Here is a 19,720-nt window from a genome sequence, read left to right as displayed (position 1 = left end):
GGCAAATTTGCCGAGGTCAGCGCCAACGGAAGTCTCCCTCCCCCTTGTGGGGAGGGGTTAGGGGTGGGGGTACGTCGTAGAGCGAAAGCCTCGGCTCTCCACCTGCGATGGCGCTGCCCCCCTTGTGGTTCCCATAGGGGAGAAGGCAAGCCGCGCTGCTCAAGCGGCTTCGTTCACCGGACGGCTGAGGCGGCGGACCTCCTCGTCGTTGAGCAGGCCGCCGGCGCGCAGCAGGCTGGCGAAGCGACCGTTGCGCAGCGACAGTTCGGTGAACCCGCCCATCTCGACCACCCGGCCCTTGTCCATGAACACGACCAGATCGGCATCGCGAACGGTGGTCAGGCGGTGGGCGATGATGAAGGTGGTGCGGCCGCGCCGCAATTCGTCGATGGCGTCCTTGACGCGGTCTTCCGTCTCGACGTCGAGCGCGCTGGTCGCCTCGTCGAGAACCAGGATGGGCGCGTCCTTCAGCACGGCGCGGGCGATCGCGATGCGCTGGCGCTCGCCACCGGACAGCTGTCCGCCGCGTTCGCCGACGACCGTGTCGTAGCCCTCGCTCTTTGACAGGATGAAATCCTGCGCGGCGGCGGCATTGGCCGCCGCATGGACCTCGTCATAGCTCGCCTCCGCGCGGCCGACGCGGATGTTGTCCTCGATCGAGCGGTTGAGCAGGCCGGCATCCTGGAAGACGGTGGCGATCGAATGGCGCAGCGACTTGCGGGTCACCGTGCGGGTGTCGATGCCGTCGATCAGGATACGGCCGCTGGACGGGGTGAAGACGCGCTGCAGAAGGTTGATGAGCGTCGTCTTGCCGGCGCCCGTCGGGCCGACGATGGCGACGGTCTGGCCGGCCTGGACCTCGAACGACGCGTCGTCGACGCCCTGCCCGGAATTGCCGAACTCGAAGCAGACATTCTCGAAACGCACATGACCCGTGACGTTGACGAGATCGCGCAGCCCATCGGGCTCGGCGGCGTCGGATGCAGAGTCCTCGAGATGATAGAATTCCTCGAGCTTGGCGCGCGCCTCGGAAATCTGGTTGGCGAAGGCCGACATCTGGTCGAGCCGGGCAATCAGCAGCGTGGCAAAGCCGGTAAAGGCGATGACGTCGCCGATGCGCAACTGGCCGTGCGTCACCAGATAGGCGCCGATCAAGAGCACCACCATCATCGAAATCGTCGACGACAGGCGGTGCAGCGCGTTGGCCATCGCCCACCAGTCGAGCACCGGATTCTGTGCGTCGAGCAGGTTCTTGACGTAGCACTTCAGCGCCTCGGTCTCATGGCCGATGCGGTTGTAGCTCTGCAGGACGGCGACGTTGCTGACCGAGTCGGTCACATGCGCAAATACCTTGTGGTAGTGCCGCTCCACGGCCGCCTGGCCTTCCTTGGTGCGCCGCATCACCAGCCGTCCGATGCCGACATAGAGCGCGCCAAGCGCCAGCAGCACCATCGACATGCGGATATCCATGCTGAGCGCGGTGGGCACCAGCAGGACCAACGCAACCGCCGTCGACAGATGCTGCCGCATGAATTCCAGCCAGAGGCTGAACAAGGTCTCGACCGCGCGCAGGAGCGTGTGCAGGGAATTGGAGGTGCCGCGCTGATGATGCCAGGCAAGCGGCATGGTGATCACGCGCTCGAACGACTGGCAAAGAACCTCGCTGCGCCGCTGGTGGGCAAAGCGGTCGGCGCCGCGCGCCACCAGCACGAAGGCGATGATGTTGAACGCGCCGAGGCCGGCCCACATTGCGAGCGTCGCGAATACCGAGCCGCGGTCCGAAATGGCATCGATCACCCGGCCGAACATGATCGGCTCGAGAATGGCGATAATGGCAAGCGCGACATTCGCCCCGCAGATAAACGCAACGCGTTTCCTGTCGGCAGCGAGATAACCAAGGGCTCGCCAGTAGATTTGCAGAAGTGACACTTCAGCTACTCCGCCAATTATTTATGGTGCAGTGCGTCATTTTTTGACTCGTATCGGTTGACGCGTCGCAAAACAATGCTCGTCTAGCTCTTCCGTTCCCATTCCGCGAACAAAAGATGACGACGCTTCGAAATTTGCCGTGATCGTCTAACAGTTTGAGATAAAAGGTGAAATGTCAGCGTTGCGGCAAAATCATGGCAGCTGGAAAGCACTGCCACAATTTTAATCAGCAAGACCCTGGGCACGACGTGTAAAGTCGTGTGCAGGCATTCAGCAAGGTCAAACGCAAATATAACCGGTAGAGGCACTTGGAGCGCCCGTGCGTGCCCTGGGAACGCTAAGCGACGCTCCAAGCCCTTGAATCTAGGCCGGTATTCTGACGACCACCTCGGCACTATCTCCGGCTTTTGGCTCGAAGGACGAAGATTTAGTCTTCGTGCCATTCACTTCAAGTGAGATGGCCCGGGCCTTTTTGTCGCGGACGACGCGTACTTTGATCTCGGCGCCCAGCATCTTCAGAGTTGCCGAATAGCCGTCCCAATGGCTAGGAAGTCTCGGCGTGAACTGGAGGCGCTGTCCGCGGCGCTCTATGCCGAGAATGCTCTCGACCGCGGCGCGATAAAGCCAGCCCGCCGACCCGGTATACCAGGTCCAGCCGCCTCGGCCGCCCTTGTCTTGCCCGGAATAAACATCGGCCGCGACGACATAAGGTTCCACGCGGTAGCGCTCCGCCGCGGCTTCATCGAGAGCATGGTAGACCGGATTGAGCATTGAAAGGCAGCGGTAGGCATCGTCGGTGCAACCCATCTCGGCCAGCGCAATGACGAACCATGTCGCCGCGTGCGTGTATTGGCCGCCGTTTTCACGGACCCCCGGCGGATAGCTCTTGATGTAGCCCGGGTCCTTTTCCGTCTTCAAGAAGGGCGGGGTGAACAGTTTGACGATGTTGAGGTCGTCGTCGACGAGCGCTTTCATCGCCTGCGCCATTGCCGTGGTCGACCGCGCCGGGTCGCCCTCGCCCGAAAGCACGCTCCAGGACTGGGCGATCGAGTCGATCTTGCACTCGTCCGACTTGCGCGAGCCGAGCGGCGTGCCGTCGTCGAAGCTGCCGCGCCGATACCACTCGCCATCCCAGGCGGTGCTTTCCAGCGCCCGTTTCAGCACCTCGGCGTGCTTCGTCCAGGCCTGCACCCGCTTGGCATCGCGCTCCGCCTTGGCGACAGCGGCAAAGTCGCCCAGCGTCTTCAGCAGGAACCAGCCCAGCCACACGCTCTCGCCCTTGCCGTGCTCGCCGACGCGGTTCATGCCGTCGTTCCAGTCGCCGCCGAGGATCAGCGGCAGCCCGGCTGGGCTGCTGCGCTTGACGGCAAGATCGAGCGCCCGCGCGCAATGGTCATAGAGCGAGGCTGTCTTCTTCGAGATTTCCGGGATGAAGAAAGCATCGTGCTCGCCTTCGCCCAGCGCCTGCCCTTCGATGAACGGCAGTTGCTCCTTCAGGATCGCGGTGTCGCCGGTCACCAGCAGGTAACGGGCCGTGGCGTGGGCCAGCCAGACCACGTCGTCCGAGATCATGGTGCGGACCCCGGCCTCGGTGCGCGGCAGCCACCAATGCTGTACGTCGCCTTCGGGAAATTGCCGCCGCGCCGCGTTGAGGATCTGATCGCGCGCCAGCTTGGGGTCATGCGCCAGCAAGGCCAAGGTATCCTGCAGCTGATCGCGGAAGCCGAAGGCACCGCTCGCCTGATAGAACGCAGAGCGGGCACGGATGCGGCAGGCCAGGCTCTGATAGGGCAGCCAGTGATTGACCATGGCGTCGAGTGCCTTGTCCGGCGTCTCGACCTGGATGGTGTCGAGAAAGCCGCGCCATGTGCGCTCGTTGTCGGCCAGCCGCTGATCGAAATCCCTGGAGCGATGGGTCTGCACCAGCGCGCTGGCCGCCTCGGGCGAGGCCGCGTCGCCGAGCAGCCAGAGCAGCGTGACGTCGCCGCCGGCAGCGATGTCGATGTCGCGTGCGATGGCCGCGCAGGGATCGTCGCCGGCCTCGACACGGCCGGACAGGCCGGCGCCGCTCAGCACGGCATGCGGAAACTCGCTCGTGCCTTGCCTGCCGATGAACTCGCCGCGATCGGCGGTGACCGAATGCACAGCACCGTCGGCGGCCAGAAAGGCGATCCGCTCGCCGAAATCGAGCCCATAGGGATTTTGCGCCAGCAATGCGCCGGTTGCGGCATCCCTCGACGGAACAATGCTTGCAGCGGTGCGCGAGCGATGGCCGCCAAGAACCCATTCCGCATAGGCGTAGACGCGCAGCCGCATCGGCACCGAACCCGAATTCTGGATGCGCAGCCGCGATATCTTCACCGGATCGACGGGATCGACGACATGGGTCAGGTCCATCGACAGCGGCCCGCGTTTTGAGCGGAACGTCGAAAAACCCTGCCCGTGCCAGGTTTCGTAGGTCATTGTCGGATCACGCACCACGGCAGCCATTGGCGAGAACGCCCTGCCACTGGCGTGATCGTAGATGTAGATGCCCTCGCCCGGCCGGTTGGTGACCGGATCGTTCGACCATGGCGTCAACTGATAGTCGCGGCTGTTGCGGCTCCAGGTGAAGGCAGCGCCTTCAGCCGAAATGTGGAACCCGAACGATGGGTTGGAGATGACGTTGATCCACGGCTGCGGCGTCGTGCCCCGGCCGGCAAGACGCACGACGTAGTGGCGTCCGCCGCCGTCGAAGCCGCCGAACCCGTTCCATTGGTCGAGCCCGCTGCCGTCGACGCGGCCCTCGATCAGTGCCTGAGCGGCCGATGCTTGCGACGTCGGCACCGGCAAGGACGGCTCGCGAAGCGCTGCAAGGTCTGCCGGCTGGAGGGCGGCGTCCCGCGCCTGCAATGCCGCGGCCTCGGCGCGCTCGATCTGGTCGAAGATGGTGCCGTTGCGCGTATGCAGCACCACCCGAGCGACGGCGAGCAAGGTCCGGTAGGTCGTTTCCTCCATCAGATCGCGGCGCACCGCGAAGATGTGCTGGCGGGGTCCGAGTTCCTTGCCGCGCAACCGGCTGTTTTCGCACAGCGTCTCCACCGCGCGCTGCAGGTCCTGCACGTAGGATGACGCCTGCTCGTTGACGACGACAAAGTCGATCATCATGCCGCGGGCGCGCATGTATTCCTGGAAGCGAAGCGCCTGGGCGACGATCTCCAGATCGGCGACATCGGCGATCCTGACCAGGAAAATCGGAAAATCGCCGGATATGCTGGTCGGCCACAGGCTGGACTGCCTGCCGAGCCCGGAGACGATGGATTCGCCCGGAAGGCGCAGGAACGGATCGGGATAGATCAGATAGCGCGCCAGCTTCTGCACATTGGCGGCGTCGGACAGGCTGAGGCCAAGGTGCCGGGTCTGTACCTGCGAGCGCGTCCAGGCGAGCATCGCCTGGCGGGCGAAGCTTTCGGGATGGTCGAGCCGTGCGATGGCGGCATCCAATTCGGCACGATGGGTACCGACGACGGTCCAGAACGTCAGCGAAATCTTCTTGTTGGCCGGCACGCGCACCTGCCGGCGAAGCGATGCGATCGGATCCAGGGTGAAGCCGGAATGGCCGCCAAGCTTGGCGCCGGGATCAAAGGCAGCCGCTTCGGTGATGGTGCGGCCGCGGCCGATGAAGGCGCGCCTGTCGGTTTCCGCCTCGGCGTCTCGCGCCGATCCAGACGGGTCGGTGACGAAATGCACCATGGTGACGTCGGGTTCGTCCTTTTCGCGCTTGCGCCTGGTGGCGAAGATCGCGCCGTTGTTCGGCGCGATTTCGGTTTCCACGAACATCTTCGAAAAAGCCGGATGGGCATTATCCGAGGGCTCGGAGCCCAGCACCAGTTCGGCAAACGAGGTTACTTCGATATGCCGGTCGGCGGGGCCATCATTGTGGAGCGTCACCCGTCGGCCCTCACCATTGCCTTCCGAGATGACGATGCACTCGACTTCCGAACGCAGCGATCCAATCGATTTGACGAAGCTCGCCTTGTCGTCGGAGAACAGCGTCTGCGCACGCTCGCCGGCGGCGCGCTTCGGCTCGGCGGTGGCCGACCACCAGTCGCCGTTGCTGGCGTCGCGCAGGAAAATATAGGAACCAAGGCGGTCCTCGGTCGGATCCGGCTGCCAGCGCGTGACGGCAAGTTCGCCCCAGCGGCTGTAGCCGGAGCCGGTGGCGGTGACCATGACCGAATAGCGGCCATTGGACATGACACTGGTCGAGCGGAGCGCCCGGAGCGGATCGAGCACGATGCGGGTATCCGGGCTTTCCAGCTCGGTCTCGTCCTTCGAGCGCTCGTCGGCCTCGGTCCTGACGGTCGCAGTCGGGATGTCGCGCGGCGCCCTTTCCTGCAGCAGCAATTCGGCCGACTCGATCACCGGATCGCTGTGGAAGCGGTCGCGCAGGCGCCCTTCGAAGATCGCATCGGCAACTGCGGCAATCGACATGCCGGAGTGGTGGGCCATGTAGTTGAGCACGACGGCGTGGTCGGTGCCCTCGGGGACGCGTTGCGGCGTGAAATCCACCGCGTCGTAGAAACCATGCCGGCCCAGTGCGCCCAGCCGCCTCAGCCTGGCCAGGTTCTGCACGGATTCATGCGGCGTGAACTGCGCTGCCAGCACGGTCGCGTAAGGCGCGATCACCGTGTTTTGGCCAAGGCCGCGCTTCAGGCCGAGCCCGGGCACGCCGAAATTGGTGTACTGGTAGGTCAGTTCACGGTCGCGGGCGTTGTAGGCCGCTTCCGAAATCCCCCAGGGAACGTTCTTCGAACGGCCATACTGGATCTGGCGCTTGATGATGAGCTTGCTGGTCTGGTTGAGAATGCTGCCTTGCGGCTCCTTCATCACTAACGGCGGCATCAGATATTCGAACATCGAGCCGGACCAGGACATCAGTGCGCCCTGGAAGCCGATCTCGACGATCGGCCGGCCGAGCCGGAACCAGTGCTCGGTCGGCAAATCGCCCTTGGCGATGGCGAACAGGCTGGTCAGCCGCGCCTCGGACGCCAAAAGGTCGTAGCAGCTTTCGTCGAGCTGATGCTCCTCGACCCGGTAACCGATCGACAGGAGCTTGCGCTCGGGCCGCATCAGGAACGAGAAATCCATCTCGAAGGCGAAGCGGCGCGTGCGCTCGCGCAAGGTCAGAAGCTTGGCCCGCAACGCCGCGACCGCGTTTTCGTCGCTGTGCGCGTCGTGCACATGCGCCTCGCAGGTGGCTTCGAGCCTGGCCGCCCAATCGGCGATGGTGTCGCTCTGGGTCGACGCGGCCTCGGTGTGGATGGCTGTCGCGAGCTTGCGTATCTCGCCGGCCAGGACGGCCAGGTTGATGGTACGGATCGACGCCATCTCCGGCTGCGCCTTGATCAATTCGACCGCCCGCCGCATGCCGTCGAGACGGTCGGCGAGCCGCTGGCGCAAGGGCCGCAATTGACGCCGGTCGTCGGGCAGTTCCTCAAGGCTTTCGTCGAGGATGGTGACGGTGTCGAGGATGCCTTCGAAGTCGCCCTGCACATGCACCGACGGCGCTTCGGCCCATTCGGCGCAGGCAGCGGCCACGGCCACCAGATGGCCGGCGAGATTGCCGCTGTCGACCGCCGAAATGTACAGCGGGTAGAGCGGCTTCAGGGTCGTCGTGTCATACCAGTTGAAGAGATGGCCGCGGTCGCGCGGCATGCTCTCGATGGTCGACATGGTCGCGTCGATGCGGTTGACGGCGTCGGAGAGGCTGATCCAGCCGAAATCGCGTGCCGAAATCACCGACAGCAGGTAGACGCCGATATTGGTCGGCGAGGTGCGGGGCGCCACCACGGGGGCCGGGCTTTCCTGGAAATTATCCGGCGGCAGATGGTGATGCTCGGCCGTCACGAAGGTCTCGAAATAGTGCCATGTACGCCGCGCCACGGTGCGCAGCGCGTGGATGTCGGCGGCCGATATGCGCAGGCGGTCCTCGGTTTCGGCCGAACGGCTGATCCAGCAGGCGATGGCGGGCGAGCCGATCCAGAACAAGGCAAAGAAGAAGGCGACGAAGGCGCCGGTGGAATCGGCCAGCACCGGCACGGCGAGGCCGACGACGCCTATGATCACCGCGCCGTACATGATGCTGTAGTAGGAGCCGAGATCGTTGTCGCCGCCCTTGTGTGCCTGCGAGGCGGTGCGCCATTCGAGCAGGTTCTGGCGGCTGACGAACAGGCGGTAGAGCGTGCGGATGATCGCGTCGCCCATCATCCAGGCAAGATGCGCCATCAGCACGATCTTCAGCGCCACCAGGGCGGTGCCGAAGGCAACGTCGCGTGCCAGTGCCGAGAAATGGCCGCGCGGCGTCTGATCGCCGCTCTTCGGCAGGATGGCGTTGACGATGTCGAAAGTGGGCGCCATGAACAGCGTAAGGATCAGCAGCGCCTGCCATTGCGCGGCCTGCGTGAAGGGCAGCAGCGTCCAGCCGGCGATCGCGGCCATCACCCAGAAGATCGGCGTCACCGAGCGGCGCAGATTGTCCACCATCTTCCAGCGCGACAGCGCCGGCACGTTTGAGCGCGGGCTGAGGATGAAGCCCAGAAGCTGCCAGTCGCCGCGTGCCCAGCGATGGTGGCGCGACGCATCGACCGAATAGCGGGTCGGATAGTCCTCGACCAGTTCGACGTCGGTGACCAAGGCCGAGCGCGCCAGGGCGCCTTCGAGCAGATCATGGCTGAGGATGGTGTTTTCCTCGATGCGACCCTTCAGCGCCGCCTCGAAGGCGTCGACATGGTAAAGACCCTTGCCGGTGAAGGAACCGTCGCCGAAGATGTCCTGGTAGAGGTCCGACACGGCAAAGACGTACGGATCGAGCCCGCGATTGGCGGAAAAGACACGCTGAAAGAACGATGCCTCGTCGCCACTGGTCAGCGACGCGGTGATGCGCGGCTGCAGGATGGAATAACCTGCCGTAACCTCGCGCCGTGCGACATCGAAATGCGGACGGTTGAGCGGGTGGCAAAGCTTGCCGGCCAGCGCAGCGACGGCGTCGCGGGTGGTGCGGGTGTCGGCGTCCAGCGTCATCACGTGGACGACGCTCTCCGGCAATGGCACTTCCAACGGCAGGAAGGTGGTGTCGCTGTCGCCGCGCAGCAGAAGGTTCAATTCGTGCAGCTTGCCGCGCTTGCGCTCCCAGCCCATCCAGACGCCTTGCGACGCGTTGTAGAGCCGGCGCCGATGCAGCAGATAAAAGCGCGGCGCCCCTTCCGAGGGATAGCGGGCGTTCAGCCTGGCGATTTCGGCGCGGGCGAATTCGAGGATTTCGACGTCCGCCGTGTCGATCTCGGTCTTGGAGTCCGGCCAGTCGGAAAGCAGCGCGAAATAGACTTCGCCCGCCGTGTTGGCGAGGTGATGCACCTCGATGTTGCGGATGTTCTCCTCGACATCGTCGCGCGAGCCGATCAGCGACGGCACCACCACCAGCGTGCGCGCCTCGGGCGGCACACCGTGCCTGAAATCATAGCCGATGAGACGCGTCGGCTTCAAAAACAGCGAGACGACGGTGTTGAAGAATGCGAGCGCGCCTTCGCTGGCCGGCACCGCGAACAGGGCCAGCATCAGGACGATCGACGGCACCGACAGGCCGAGATTGGCAAGCGCATTGCCGGAAACGACCAGAAGCAGGACCGTCAGCGCAAACACCGGCACGACGATGCCCAGCCATCCGGTCTTGCGGAAGGTCCGGTTGAGCGTCTTACCGATGGTCGGCCGGTAGCCGATCGACCGCTCGAGCTCCTGCCGGCGCGGGCCGACCAGAAAGAAGCCGACGTCGGTGTGAGCGATCGGACCGTTTTCGGAGCCCGGTGCATCGGCAGCATGGCCGGCGAGCTCGATCGCCCTTTCGGCAACGCGAAATTCGGAGAGATCGGAACGGCGCGCCAGTTCCTCGATCGCAGTCCGGTATTGGTCGCGCGAAAAGAAATCGAGCGCGGCGAAATCGGTGCGTTCGCGCAGCAAGGTGTCGATGCGACTGACGCCCTCGAACCACACCGTCCAGTCGATGTCGTTGATCAGGCGCAGGCCGCGGATGATGTTGCCGGTGGTCACGTTGCCGCTGGACAGCGTGTGGTGCTCGCTGAGGATGATCTCCTCGGCGTCGGAGCCGGTCCGTTCCAGCTCGCCCTCCAGCCATTCCAGCGCCCTGCCGGCATTTTGCGAGCCGTCACGCAGCCGGTAGAGCAACTGGGTGGCGAAGGTGGTGTCCTGCGCATGGGCGCTGTAGTGGGAAAGTATCGCCTGCCGGTCGGCGCTGTCGTCCGTCGCCAGCACACGGTCGGCGACCTCGTTGGCGATCTGGCGCAGTTCCCGCGTGCGATTGACGCGGACCGCGATCCGGCGAAGGTTCTCGATCAGGACGAAGCGCAGCAGCGACGGCAGCGCCCATAATTCGCCAATCTTCAGCGGCTCGACGGACTGGAAGCCTTCGACGATCGCCTTGAACATGGCCGATGAGACGGAACTGTCGGAATGCGCGACATAGGTCCACGCGACCGCCAGCGCGCGCGGCACGCTGGATCCATCCGACAGTTTCAGCGTCGGCAACTGACGATAGAAGCGGCGTGGCAGGTCGCGCTTGACCTGAAAAATGGTCTCCTCGACCAGGTAGTTGTTATCGAGCAGCCACTGCGCCGCGGGCGTGATCGTTTCGCCCCTCGCCTGGGCAGCGTTGGTGGAACGGTAGACATCGAGAATTTTCCTGGCGCTGTCGCGGATGCGCGCCTGAAAATCGAAAGGCGTCAGACGGAACAAATCCTTGGCATCGCCATTGGCAAGGGCTGCGCCCAAAGCGCGCAGGCGATCTTCCGGCAGGAAATTGGAGCGTATCGGCTCGTCGGTGACAGCCGGGAAGCTGGCGCTCGTCTTTTCGATCTGTGCGAGATTGGTCTGGATATTCATCTAAGGTTCCGTGTTGGGGACGCAGTGCGGCGTCACCGCCACGGCAATGTCCCTAAAACCGGTCCAAATGCAATTGGTTGCATCGCAACACTTGGCCGAAAGTTTGTTTCCGCACCACGACAAGATGCCGTCTTTCGACAACTTCCAGACGAGCACTATGAGCATCGTTTCGGCTTCTGATCGGCGGAAGATTCAGGCTTTTTCGTGATGCAGCGACCAGCTTACGCGATATTTGGCCGGCGTCACGATCATGTTTGGAAACAGACGTTAATCGTTGCCGGCAATGCGGTCGATGCGGATCACGAACAGCATGGCCGGCCGGACCGGATCCAGGCGCAGTTCCGGCGCTTGCGCCCCGAGCAACAGCGCGTCGAGCGGCCCAAGTTGCATGGGCGCCGCGCCGGCCACGCTGAGTTCGCCGTCGACGCACAGGATGAGTGTTTCATCGGCTTCGGCCTGGATCTCCGTCGGAGCCGAAATCAGCAGGCGCTCGACCGTGTGGATCGCCCGGGCGCGGCGGGTCATGACGTTGAGGTCGGTGATCGGACCGGCGATCGGCGTGGCTTGCGTCGGCACGTCGGCCGGAAAGGCAAGCGGTGCGGAAGCCTTGGTGATTTCGACCGGTAGCCGGCCGGCGATGCCGAGGATCATGCCCTCGCCTTCCAGCAGGGCCAAGGTCCGATCGACGCCGGCGAAGCCGGAGAACGGCCCGCCGCCCTCGACCAGCGCCATCGAGACGCGCCAGTCGAAATCGTCGAGCCCGGCACCAGGCGGCGAGACGGCAATCTCCGTCGTCACCCCGCCGCCGTTCTTCCACGGCATCGAGCGGTATCCGGCTGCCCGAAGGATGTGCAAGGCGCGGCTCAGCCCAAAATGCCGGGCAGGTTGAGCTGGTTCTCCCGGGCGCACTCGATCGCGATGTCATAGCCGGCATCGGCGTGGCGCATGACGCCGGTCGCCGGATCGTTCCACAGAACCCGCTCCAGGCGCTTGGCCGCCTCGGGCGTGCCGTCGGCGACGATGACCATGCCGGCATGCTGCGAAAAGCCCATGCCGACGCCGCCGCCATGGTGCAGCGACACCCAGGTGGCGCCGGACGCGGTGTTGAGCAAGGCATTGAGCAACGGCCAGTCGGAGACGGCATCGGAGCCGTCCTTCATCGCCTCCGTCTCGCGGTTCGGCGAGGCGACCGAGCCGGAATCGAGGTGATCGCGGCCGATGACCACCGGCGCTTTCAGTTCGCCCCTGGCGACCATCTCGTTGAAGGCGAGGCCGAGCCGGTGGCGATCGCCAAGCCCAACCCAGCAGATGCGCGCCGGCAAGCCCTGGAAGGCGATGCGCTCACGCGCCATGTCGAGCCAGTTGTGCAGATGGGTGTTGCCGGGGGTCAGCTCGCGCACCTTGGCGTCGGTCTTGTAGATATCCTCGGGATCGCCGGAAAGCGCTGCCCAGCGGAACGGGCCGATGCCGCGGCAAAACAGCGGACGGATGTAAGCCGGCACGAAACCCGGGAATGCAAAAGCATTCTCGAACCCCTCCTCCTTCGCCACCTGGCGGATGTTGTTGCCGTAGTCGAGCGTCGGCACGCCGGCATTCCAGAACGCCACCATCGCCTCGACATGCTCGCGCATCGACGCGCGGGCAGCTTTTTCGACGGCCTTCGGGTCGGAGGTGCGTTTCTCGCGCCACTCGGCCAGCGACCAGCCCTTGGGCAGATAGCCGTTGAGCGGGTCATGCGCCGAGGTCTGGTCGGTGACGATGTCGGGGCGCACGCCGCGCCGCACCAGTTCCGGCAGGATATCGGCGGCGTTGCCGACCAGGCCAACCGATTTCGCCTCACCGGCTTTGGTCCAGCGCTCGATCTTTTCCAGAGCCTCGTCGAGCGTGTCGGCGCGCTCATCGACATAGCGGGTGCGCAGCCGGAAATCGATGCGATCGGGATCGCATTCGACGGCCAGGCAGCAGGCGCCGGCCATCACCGCGGCGAGCGGCTGGGCACCGCCCATGCCGCCGAGGCCGCCGGTCAGGATCCATTTGCCCCTGAGATTGCCGCCATAATGCTGGCGGCCGGCCTCGACGAAGGTCTCGTAGGTGCCCTGCACGATGCCTTGCGTGCCGATGTAGATCCACGAGCCGGCCGTCATCTGGCCGTACATCATCAGGCCCTTTCTATCGAGCTCGTTGAATTTCTCCCATGTCGCCCAGTGCGGCACCAGGTTGGAATTGGCGATCAGCACACGCGGGGCGTCAGGATGCGTGCGGAACACGCCGACCGGCTTGCCCGATTGCACCAACAGCGTCTCGTCGTCGCCAAGCGTCTTCAGCGAGGCAACGATGCGGTCGAAATCGTTCCAGGTGCGCGCCGCCCGGCCGATGCCGCCATAGACGACCAGTTCGTTGGGGTTTTCGGCGACGTCTGGGTCGAGATTGTTCATCAGCATGCGCAACGGCGCTTCCGTCAGCCAGGTGCGGGCGTTGAGCTCGCTGCCGCGCGGGCTGCGCACTTCACGGATGTTGTGGCGAGGATCGGTCATGATTGTCCCTTTCGAGTGAGGTCCACCGCGCGTCAGCGTTCGGCCCAGGCGATCGCGGTTTCCAGGATCTTCTTCAGCGTGACGCGGATCGGCGCCGCGAATTCGGCCTCGTAAGGCACCGGCCAGTTAGCCGGTTCGCCCTTGCCTTCGGGCTCGCGCATATAGCCGCGGTTGGAGAGTTCCATCTGCAGCGCGTGGACGCCGGCTTGCGGCTGGCCGAAATGGCGCGTGATCCAGCCGCCCTTGAAGCGGCCGTTGACGACGTAGCTCTCGCCGGTTTCGGCGAGGATCTGGCCAACCGTCGCCTGCAGCGTCGGATCGGCGCTCTTGCCGTCATTGGTGCCGAGATTGAAGACCGGCAATTTGCCTTCGAAAAGGCGCGGCAGCACCGAGCGGATCGAATGGCAGTCATAGACGACGACCTTCCCATGCAAAGCGTGCAGCCTGTCGATCTCAGCCTGCAGGGCGGCATGATAGGGTACGAAGAACTTCTCGCGGCGCTCGTCGATCTCAGACGGCCCCGGCTCTTCACCCTTGCGGTAGAGCTGATCGCCGTCAAAGGTCTCTGTCGGGCAGAGCCCGGTCGTCGTCTGGCCGGGATAGAGCGAAACGCCGGACGGATCGCGGTTGACGTCGATAACGGTGCGCGAAATCGCCGTATGCACGACCGTCGCGCCGAGGCTCTCGGCGAAGTCATAAAGCTTGTCGATCCACCAGTCGGCGTCACGGCGGCCGAGCCAGGGCGAGACCAGCCGGCTGTCGAGGCCGGCGAGATCGATGCCGGTATGCGGGATCGAAACCAGCAGGGGTGCTGTGCCTTGGGTGACGGTGAGCCAGGAGGGTGAGGTCATCGGAAGTCTCCGCGCGACAGAACGCGACCTTGCAATCGTCCGTGAACACCGGCCTCGCTTTTTGCCGGTCGCAACGCATTTTGTTCTTGCTTTGTGCCGGCAGCTATGCTACTAAATTCGGTATGGTGCTGATTCGGCCCGACGACCCGCCTTTGAGGCGGGTTTTTTGTTTCTGGATTTGAAAGTTTCGGTGTTGCCGGGCTGAGGTTGGCGGGACAGCGCCCCCCTCTGTCCTGCCGGACATCTCCCCCTCTAGTGGGGAGATTGGCAGCTTCGGCGCCTCGCTCAGTCCTGCAACGCTGGAGATTGGCGAAAGCCGAGACGACAGCCAATCTCCGGCAGGACAGAGGGGGGCGCGACAGAACGCGGCCTGTGACGGTGAACCGTCTCACGACGTCACCCCCGGCAGCTTTACCGCGCTTGCCGCTTCGACCGCCGCGCCGCTGCGTATCATGGCGATGGCCTTCTCCATGTCGGGGTGGAAGTGCCGGTCGTTGTCGAGATGCGGCACCTCTGCCCTGACCAGCCGGCGCACCGCCTCCAGTGCCGCGCTCGAGGCCAGCGGTGCGTGGAAATCGCAGCCTTGCGCGGCGGCCAGCAATTCGATGCCGATGACGGCCGTCGCATTCTCGACCATGCCGATGAGGCGGCGCGCGCCATGCGCCGCCATCGAGACGTGGTCTTCCTGGTTGGCCGAGGTCGGGATCGAATCGACGCTGGCCGGATAGGCCTTTTGCTTGTTTTCAGAAACCAGTGCTGCCGCCGTGACCTGAGGGATCATGAAACCGGAATTCAGACCCGGCTTGGGCGTGAGAAAGGCCGGCATGCCCGACAGCGCCGGATCGACCAGCATAGCGATGCGCCGCTCCGACAGCGAGCCGATCTCGCAGACGGCGAGTGCGATCATGTCGGCGGCGAAGGCGACCGGCTCGGCATGGAAATTGCCGCCCGAAAGTGCGGAGTCGTCCTCGGCAAAGATCAGCGGATTGTCGGTGACGCCGTTGGCCTCGGTGCCGAGCGTCTCGGCGGCCTTGCGGAGCACGTCGAGCGCTGCGCCCATCACCTGCGGCTGGCAGCGCAGGCAATACGGATCCTGCACACGCTCGTCGCCGACGCGGTGCGATTCACGGATGGCGCTGCCGGCCATCAAATTGCGCAACGCCTCGGCCGTCTCGATCTGGCCGCGATGTTTCCTGAGCAGATGGATGCGTGGATCGAACGGAGCGTCGGAGCCCTTGGCGGCATCGGTCGACAGCGCGCCGGCGACCAGTGCCGACTGGTAGAGCACTTCCGCCTCGAACAAAGCGGCAAGCGCATAGGCGGTCGAAAACTGGGTGCCGTTGAGCAGCGCCAGGCCTTCCTTGGCGCCCAGTGTCACCGGCTCCAGGCCGTGCGAAACGAAGGCGACCTTGGCGGGAAAGCGGCCATGCGGGGTAAAGCACTCGCCGACGCCGATCATCACGGCGGTCATGTGCGACAGCGGCGCAAGGTCGCCGGAAGCGCCGACCGAGCCTTGCGCCGGCACCACGGGGATAACGTCGTTGGCCAGCATCGCCTCGAGCAGTTCGATCGTCCGCGGCCGCACGCCGGAGGCGCCCTGTGCCAGGCTGGCCAGCTTCAGCGCCATCATCAGCCGGCAGATTGCGACGGGCATCGGCTCGCCGACGCCGGCGGCATGGGACAGCACGATGTTTCGCTGCAACGTTTCCAGGTCGGCGGCGGGGATGCGGACGCTGGCCAGCTTGCCGAAGCCGGTATTGATGCCATAGACCGGCTCGCCCTTGGCAACGATCCTGGCGACGGCCTCGGCGCTGGCCTTGATCTTCGGCCGGCAGGCATCGTCGAGCCTCAGTGCGGCGCCGCGATAGATGGCGCGCCAATCGGCCAGCGTGGCATTGCCCGGCCTTAGCTTGAGTTCGGTCATTGTCCCCTCCAGATGCGGGCATGCAGCGGGTTGAAGCCCATGCGGTAGACGAGTTCGGCCGGGCGCTCGACGTTCCAGATCGCCAGATCGGCCGATTTTCCGGCCTCCAGCGTGCCGGTCTGTCCAAGCAGCCCGAGCGCGCGGGCAGCCTCGCGGGTAACGCCGGCAAGGCATTCATCGACGGTCAGGCCGAACAACGTCGCGGCCATGTTCATGGTCAGCAGCAGCGAGGTCAGCGGCGACGTGCCGGGATTGTTGTCGGTGGCAACGGCCATCCTGACGCCATGCTGGCGAAACAAGGCGATCGGCGGCTTCTTGGTCTCGCGGATGAAGTAGTAGGCGCCGGGCAGGATGGTCGCCACGGTTCCGGCCTTCGCCATCGCCGCCGCACCGGCCTCGTCGGTGTATTCGAGGTGGTCGGCCGATAGCGCACCATAGCGCGCCGCAAGTTCGGCGCCGTGCAGATTGGACAGCTGGTCCGCATGGAGCTTGACCGGCAGGCCCGCCGCCTTTGCGGCATCGAACACGCGGGCGATCTGCTCCGGCCAAAAGGCAATGCCTTCGCAAAAACCGTCGACGGCATCGGCCAGGCCCTCGGCGGCGACGGCCGGCAAAATCTGCTTTGCAACAAGATCGATAAAGGCGTCCTTGTCGCCTTTTGCTTCGGGCGGCAGTGCATGAGCGCCGAGGAAAGTGGTCCTGACCGTCACCGGCCGCTCACCGCCCAGCCGTCGTGCGGCGCGCAGCGACTTCTTCTCGTTTTCGAGGTCGAGACCGTAGCCGGATTTGATCTCGACGGTGGTGACGCCTTCCGCGATCAGCGCATCGAGGCGCGGCAGCGACTGGGCGACCAGCTCGTCCTCGCCGGCGGCGCGCAGTGCCTTAACCGAGGAAACGATGCCGCCGCCGGCCTTGGCAACCTCCTCATAGCTGGCGCCGGCCAGCCGCATCTCGAATTCATTGGCCCGGTTGCCGGCATGGACCAGATGGGTATGGCAGTCGATCAGGCCGGGCGTGATCCAGCGGCCTTCGCAGTCGGTCGCCTCGGCGCCTTTGCTAAGTGCTGCCGGCATGTCGGCTTCCGGCCCGGCATAGACGATCCGGCCATTGCGCACGGCGATTGCACCGTGCTCGACAACGCCTGACCCGGGGCTGCTTTCGGCCATGGTCGCGAGGCGCGCATTGCGCCAGAGGCGAAGCTCTCCTGCCCGGCTTTTGCTCTCTGCAGCCATCATCTTTTCCGTTTCAATAGGTGACGATTATGTATATACATATGAAAAGGCACTGCAAGCGCTATCATCGCACGGCAGACCGGGATTTGGAGAAAAACGTGACGGCAATCTTTGCGGAACAGGCGCTTCTGCCCGACGGCTGGTACGGCAATGTGCGGATCGTCATCTCGGACGGCAGGATCGCCACGGTCGAGGCGAATACCTCGCTCCTGCCTGGCGACGAGCGCTGTGCCATCCTTTTGTCCGGGATGCCGAACCTGCATAGCCATGCCTTCCAGCGCGGCATGGCCGGCCTTGCTGAATTGCGCGGCCCTTCCGCCGACAGTTTCTGGAGCTGGCGCGAAGTGATGTACCGTTTCGCGCTGTCGATGACGCCGGACCAGGTCGAGGCGGTTGCGGCCCAGCTCTATGTCGAGATGCTGGAGGCCGGGTTCTCGCGCGTCGGCGAGTTTCACTATCTCCACCACGACCGTGACGGCCGGCCCTATGCTGACATCGCCGAGATGGCGCAGCGCATCGTTGCCGCAGCGTCCGAGACAGGCATCGGGCTGACTTTGCTGCCCGTCTTCTACGCGCATTCCTCTTTCGGCGGCGCTGCACCAAATGAAGGCCAGCGCCGGTTCATCAACAATGTGAACCAGTTCTCGCGGCTTGTTGAGAAATGCCGCGAATCCATTCGCGCGCTGAATCAAGGCGTCGTCGGCGTTGCCCCGCACAGCCTGCGTGCCGTGACACCGGAGGAACTGGAAAACATCACGGTGATGGTGCCGGAGGGGCCGATCCACATCCACATCGCCGAGCAGATGAAGGAGGTCGAGGACTGCCTTGCCTGGTCCGGCGCGCGGCCGGTCGAATGGCTGCTTGCCAACGCCAAGGTCGACCAGCGCTGGTGCCTCATCCACGCCACCCACATGACCGAGACCGAGACGACCGATTTGGCGAAAAGCGGCGCCGTTGCCGGCCTCTGTCCGATCACCGAGGCCAATCTCGGCGACGGCACCTTTGCCGCGTCCTTGTTCATGCAGCATGGCGGCCGCTTCGGCATCGGCTCGGATTCAAACGTACTGATCGGCCTGCCGGACGAGTTGCGGCAGCTCGAATATTCGCAGCGCCTCGCCCACCGCGCCCGCAACGTGCTGGCGGTGGCCGGCGGCTCGACCGGCCGTGCTTTGTTCGATGCCGCGCTCGATGGTGGCAGTGCCGCGCTGGGCGCCGGCCTCTCGCAGATCGCAGCAGGTGCCTCGGCCGATTTCGTCTCGCTCGACGGCAAGCATCCATCGCTGGCCGGCAAGACGGGCGATGCAATCCTTGATGCCTGGATTTTTGCTAACGGCACCAAGGTCGATTGCGTCTGGGTGCATGGCAAGAAACTGGTCAGCGGCGGCATGCATGCCAGGCGCGATGCCATCGCCGAGCGCTTCCGCAAGGTGATGACGGCGCTTTCGGCATGAGCATAATCGGGACAATAAGCGCGGATTCCGGAAGCGCGGACGGCGGCGAGGTTCTTTCGCTGCACCAGCGCATCCTGTCGGACATCAGCGAACGGATCCTGTCGGGTGCCTGGGCGCCCGGCCACCGCATCCCGTTCGAGCATGAACTGACGGCCGAATACAGATGTTCGCGCATGACAGTGAACAAGGCACTGTCGCAACTGGCCAAGGCCGGGCTGATCGAGCGCCGGCGTCGCTCCGGCAGTTTTGTCCGCCAGCCGCAGTCGCAGGCAGCCGTTCTCGAAATCCACGACATCCGGATCGAGGTCGAGGCACTTGGCCTGCCCTACCGCTACGAGCGCATGGCGCGAAACAGAAGGCGCAGCAGCGCCGACGACCGCGCCCTGCTGGAACTCGACGTCGCCGGGCCCGTGCTGGTGCTGGAATGCCGGCATTTCGCCGGCAAGCGGCCGTTCGCCCACGAGCAGCGGCTGATCAACCTGGCTGCCGTGCCGGAGGCCGCCGAAGAGGCGTTTTTCGACACGGCGCCCGGTCCGTGGCTGATCGGCCGTGTGCCGTGGAGTGCCGCCGAGCATCGCATTCGCGCGGTTGCCGCCGAACAGCACATCGCGGCGGCGCTCGACATCGAGACCGGCGCGCCGTGCCTGGTGATCGAGCGGCGGACATGGAGCGCCGAGCACCCCGTCACCCATGTCCGCTTCACCTATGCGGCAGAAAACCACACGCTGGTGGCGCGGTTCACGCCGTCGCAGGGGTAAACCCTCCCCCTTGAGGGCAGGGCTATCGCATATGAGTGATGGCATTGATGAGATAGTCGTCGTTCCAGGCGCATTTCTTGATGCGATGGCTGATGGGAACTTTGGCA

9 protein-coding genes are annotated in these 19,720 nt (G+C 64.7%); 2 read left to right on the top strand and 7 right to left on the bottom strand.

What is annotated here, in order from left to right; all coding sequences use genetic code 11:
• Positions 1-159: 159 nt before the first annotated feature.
• The 7 genes from NKI72_RS31185 to hutI form a co-directional block, all read right to left on the bottom strand.
• Complete coding sequence (locus tag NKI72_RS31185; protein WP_352473659.1) at positions 160-1,929, bottom strand: glucan ABC transporter ATP-binding protein/ permease; 1,770 nt, start codon at positions 1,927-1,929, stop codon at positions 160-162.
• A gap of 363 nt (positions 1,930-2,292) precedes the next feature.
• Complete coding sequence (locus NKI72_RS31180) at positions 2,293-10,863, bottom strand: glycoside hydrolase family 94 protein (protein ID WP_352851740.1); 8,571 nt, start codon at positions 10,861-10,863, stop codon at positions 2,293-2,295.
• Between the two features lie 267 nt (positions 10,864-11,130).
• Complete coding sequence (locus NKI72_RS31175; RefSeq protein ID WP_352837029.1) at positions 11,131-11,718, bottom strand: HutD/Ves family protein; 588 nt, start codon at positions 11,716-11,718, stop codon at positions 11,131-11,133.
• An 8-nt stretch (positions 11,719-11,726) separates the two neighbouring features.
• Positions 11,727-13,397 carry a urocanate hydratase gene (hutU, locus tag NKI72_RS31170; RefSeq protein WP_352837030.1) on the bottom strand — a complete coding sequence of 557 codons (1,671 nt, stop codon included), beginning with the start codon at positions 13,395-13,397 and terminating at the stop codon, positions 11,727-11,729.
• 32 nt (positions 13,398-13,429) lie between these two features.
• The gene (gene hutG / locus NKI72_RS31165; protein ID WP_352771513.1) at positions 13,430-14,248 is read right to left on the bottom strand and encodes an N-formylglutamate deformylase; all 819 of its coding nucleotides are present in this window, start codon (positions 14,246-14,248) and stop codon (positions 13,430-13,432) included.
• A 388-nt stretch (positions 14,249-14,636) separates the two neighbouring features.
• A complete protein-coding gene (gene hutH / locus NKI72_RS31160) occupies positions 14,637-16,172 on the bottom strand; it encodes a histidine ammonia-lyase (protein ID WP_352501464.1) in 1,536 nt (511 codons plus the stop codon).
• Positions 16,169-17,404, bottom strand: coding sequence for an imidazolonepropionase (gene hutI / locus NKI72_RS31155; RefSeq protein ID WP_352837033.1), 1,236 nt, complete (start codon positions 17,402-17,404; stop codon positions 16,169-16,171). Before hutI ends, hutH begins: the two co-directional genes overlap by 4 nt.
• Positions 17,405-17,502: 98 nt before the next feature.
• On the opposite strand from hutI, the gene NKI72_RS31150 reads away from it, so the two are divergent.
• Both NKI72_RS31150 and hutC read left to right on the top strand, forming a co-directional pair.
• Positions 17,503-18,855 carry a formimidoylglutamate deiminase gene (locus NKI72_RS31150; RefSeq protein WP_352837035.1) on the top strand — a complete coding sequence of 451 codons (1,353 nt, stop codon included), beginning with the start codon at positions 17,503-17,505 and terminating at the stop codon, positions 18,853-18,855.
• On the top strand, positions 18,852-19,613 hold the full coding sequence (hutC, locus tag NKI72_RS31145) for a histidine utilization transcriptional repressor HutC (RefSeq protein WP_352837037.1): 762 nt from the start codon (positions 18,852-18,854) through the stop codon (positions 19,611-19,613). Before NKI72_RS31150 ends, hutC begins: the two co-directional genes overlap by 4 nt.
• The last annotated feature ends 107 nt before the right edge of the window (positions 19,614-19,720 follow it).

The sequence above is a fragment of the Mesorhizobium sp. M0437 genome, assembly GCF_040321335.1.
GTDB lineage: Bacteria > Pseudomonadota > Alphaproteobacteria > Rhizobiales > Rhizobiaceae > Mesorhizobium.
This window is presented reverse-complemented; position numbering and strand designations above follow the sequence as displayed.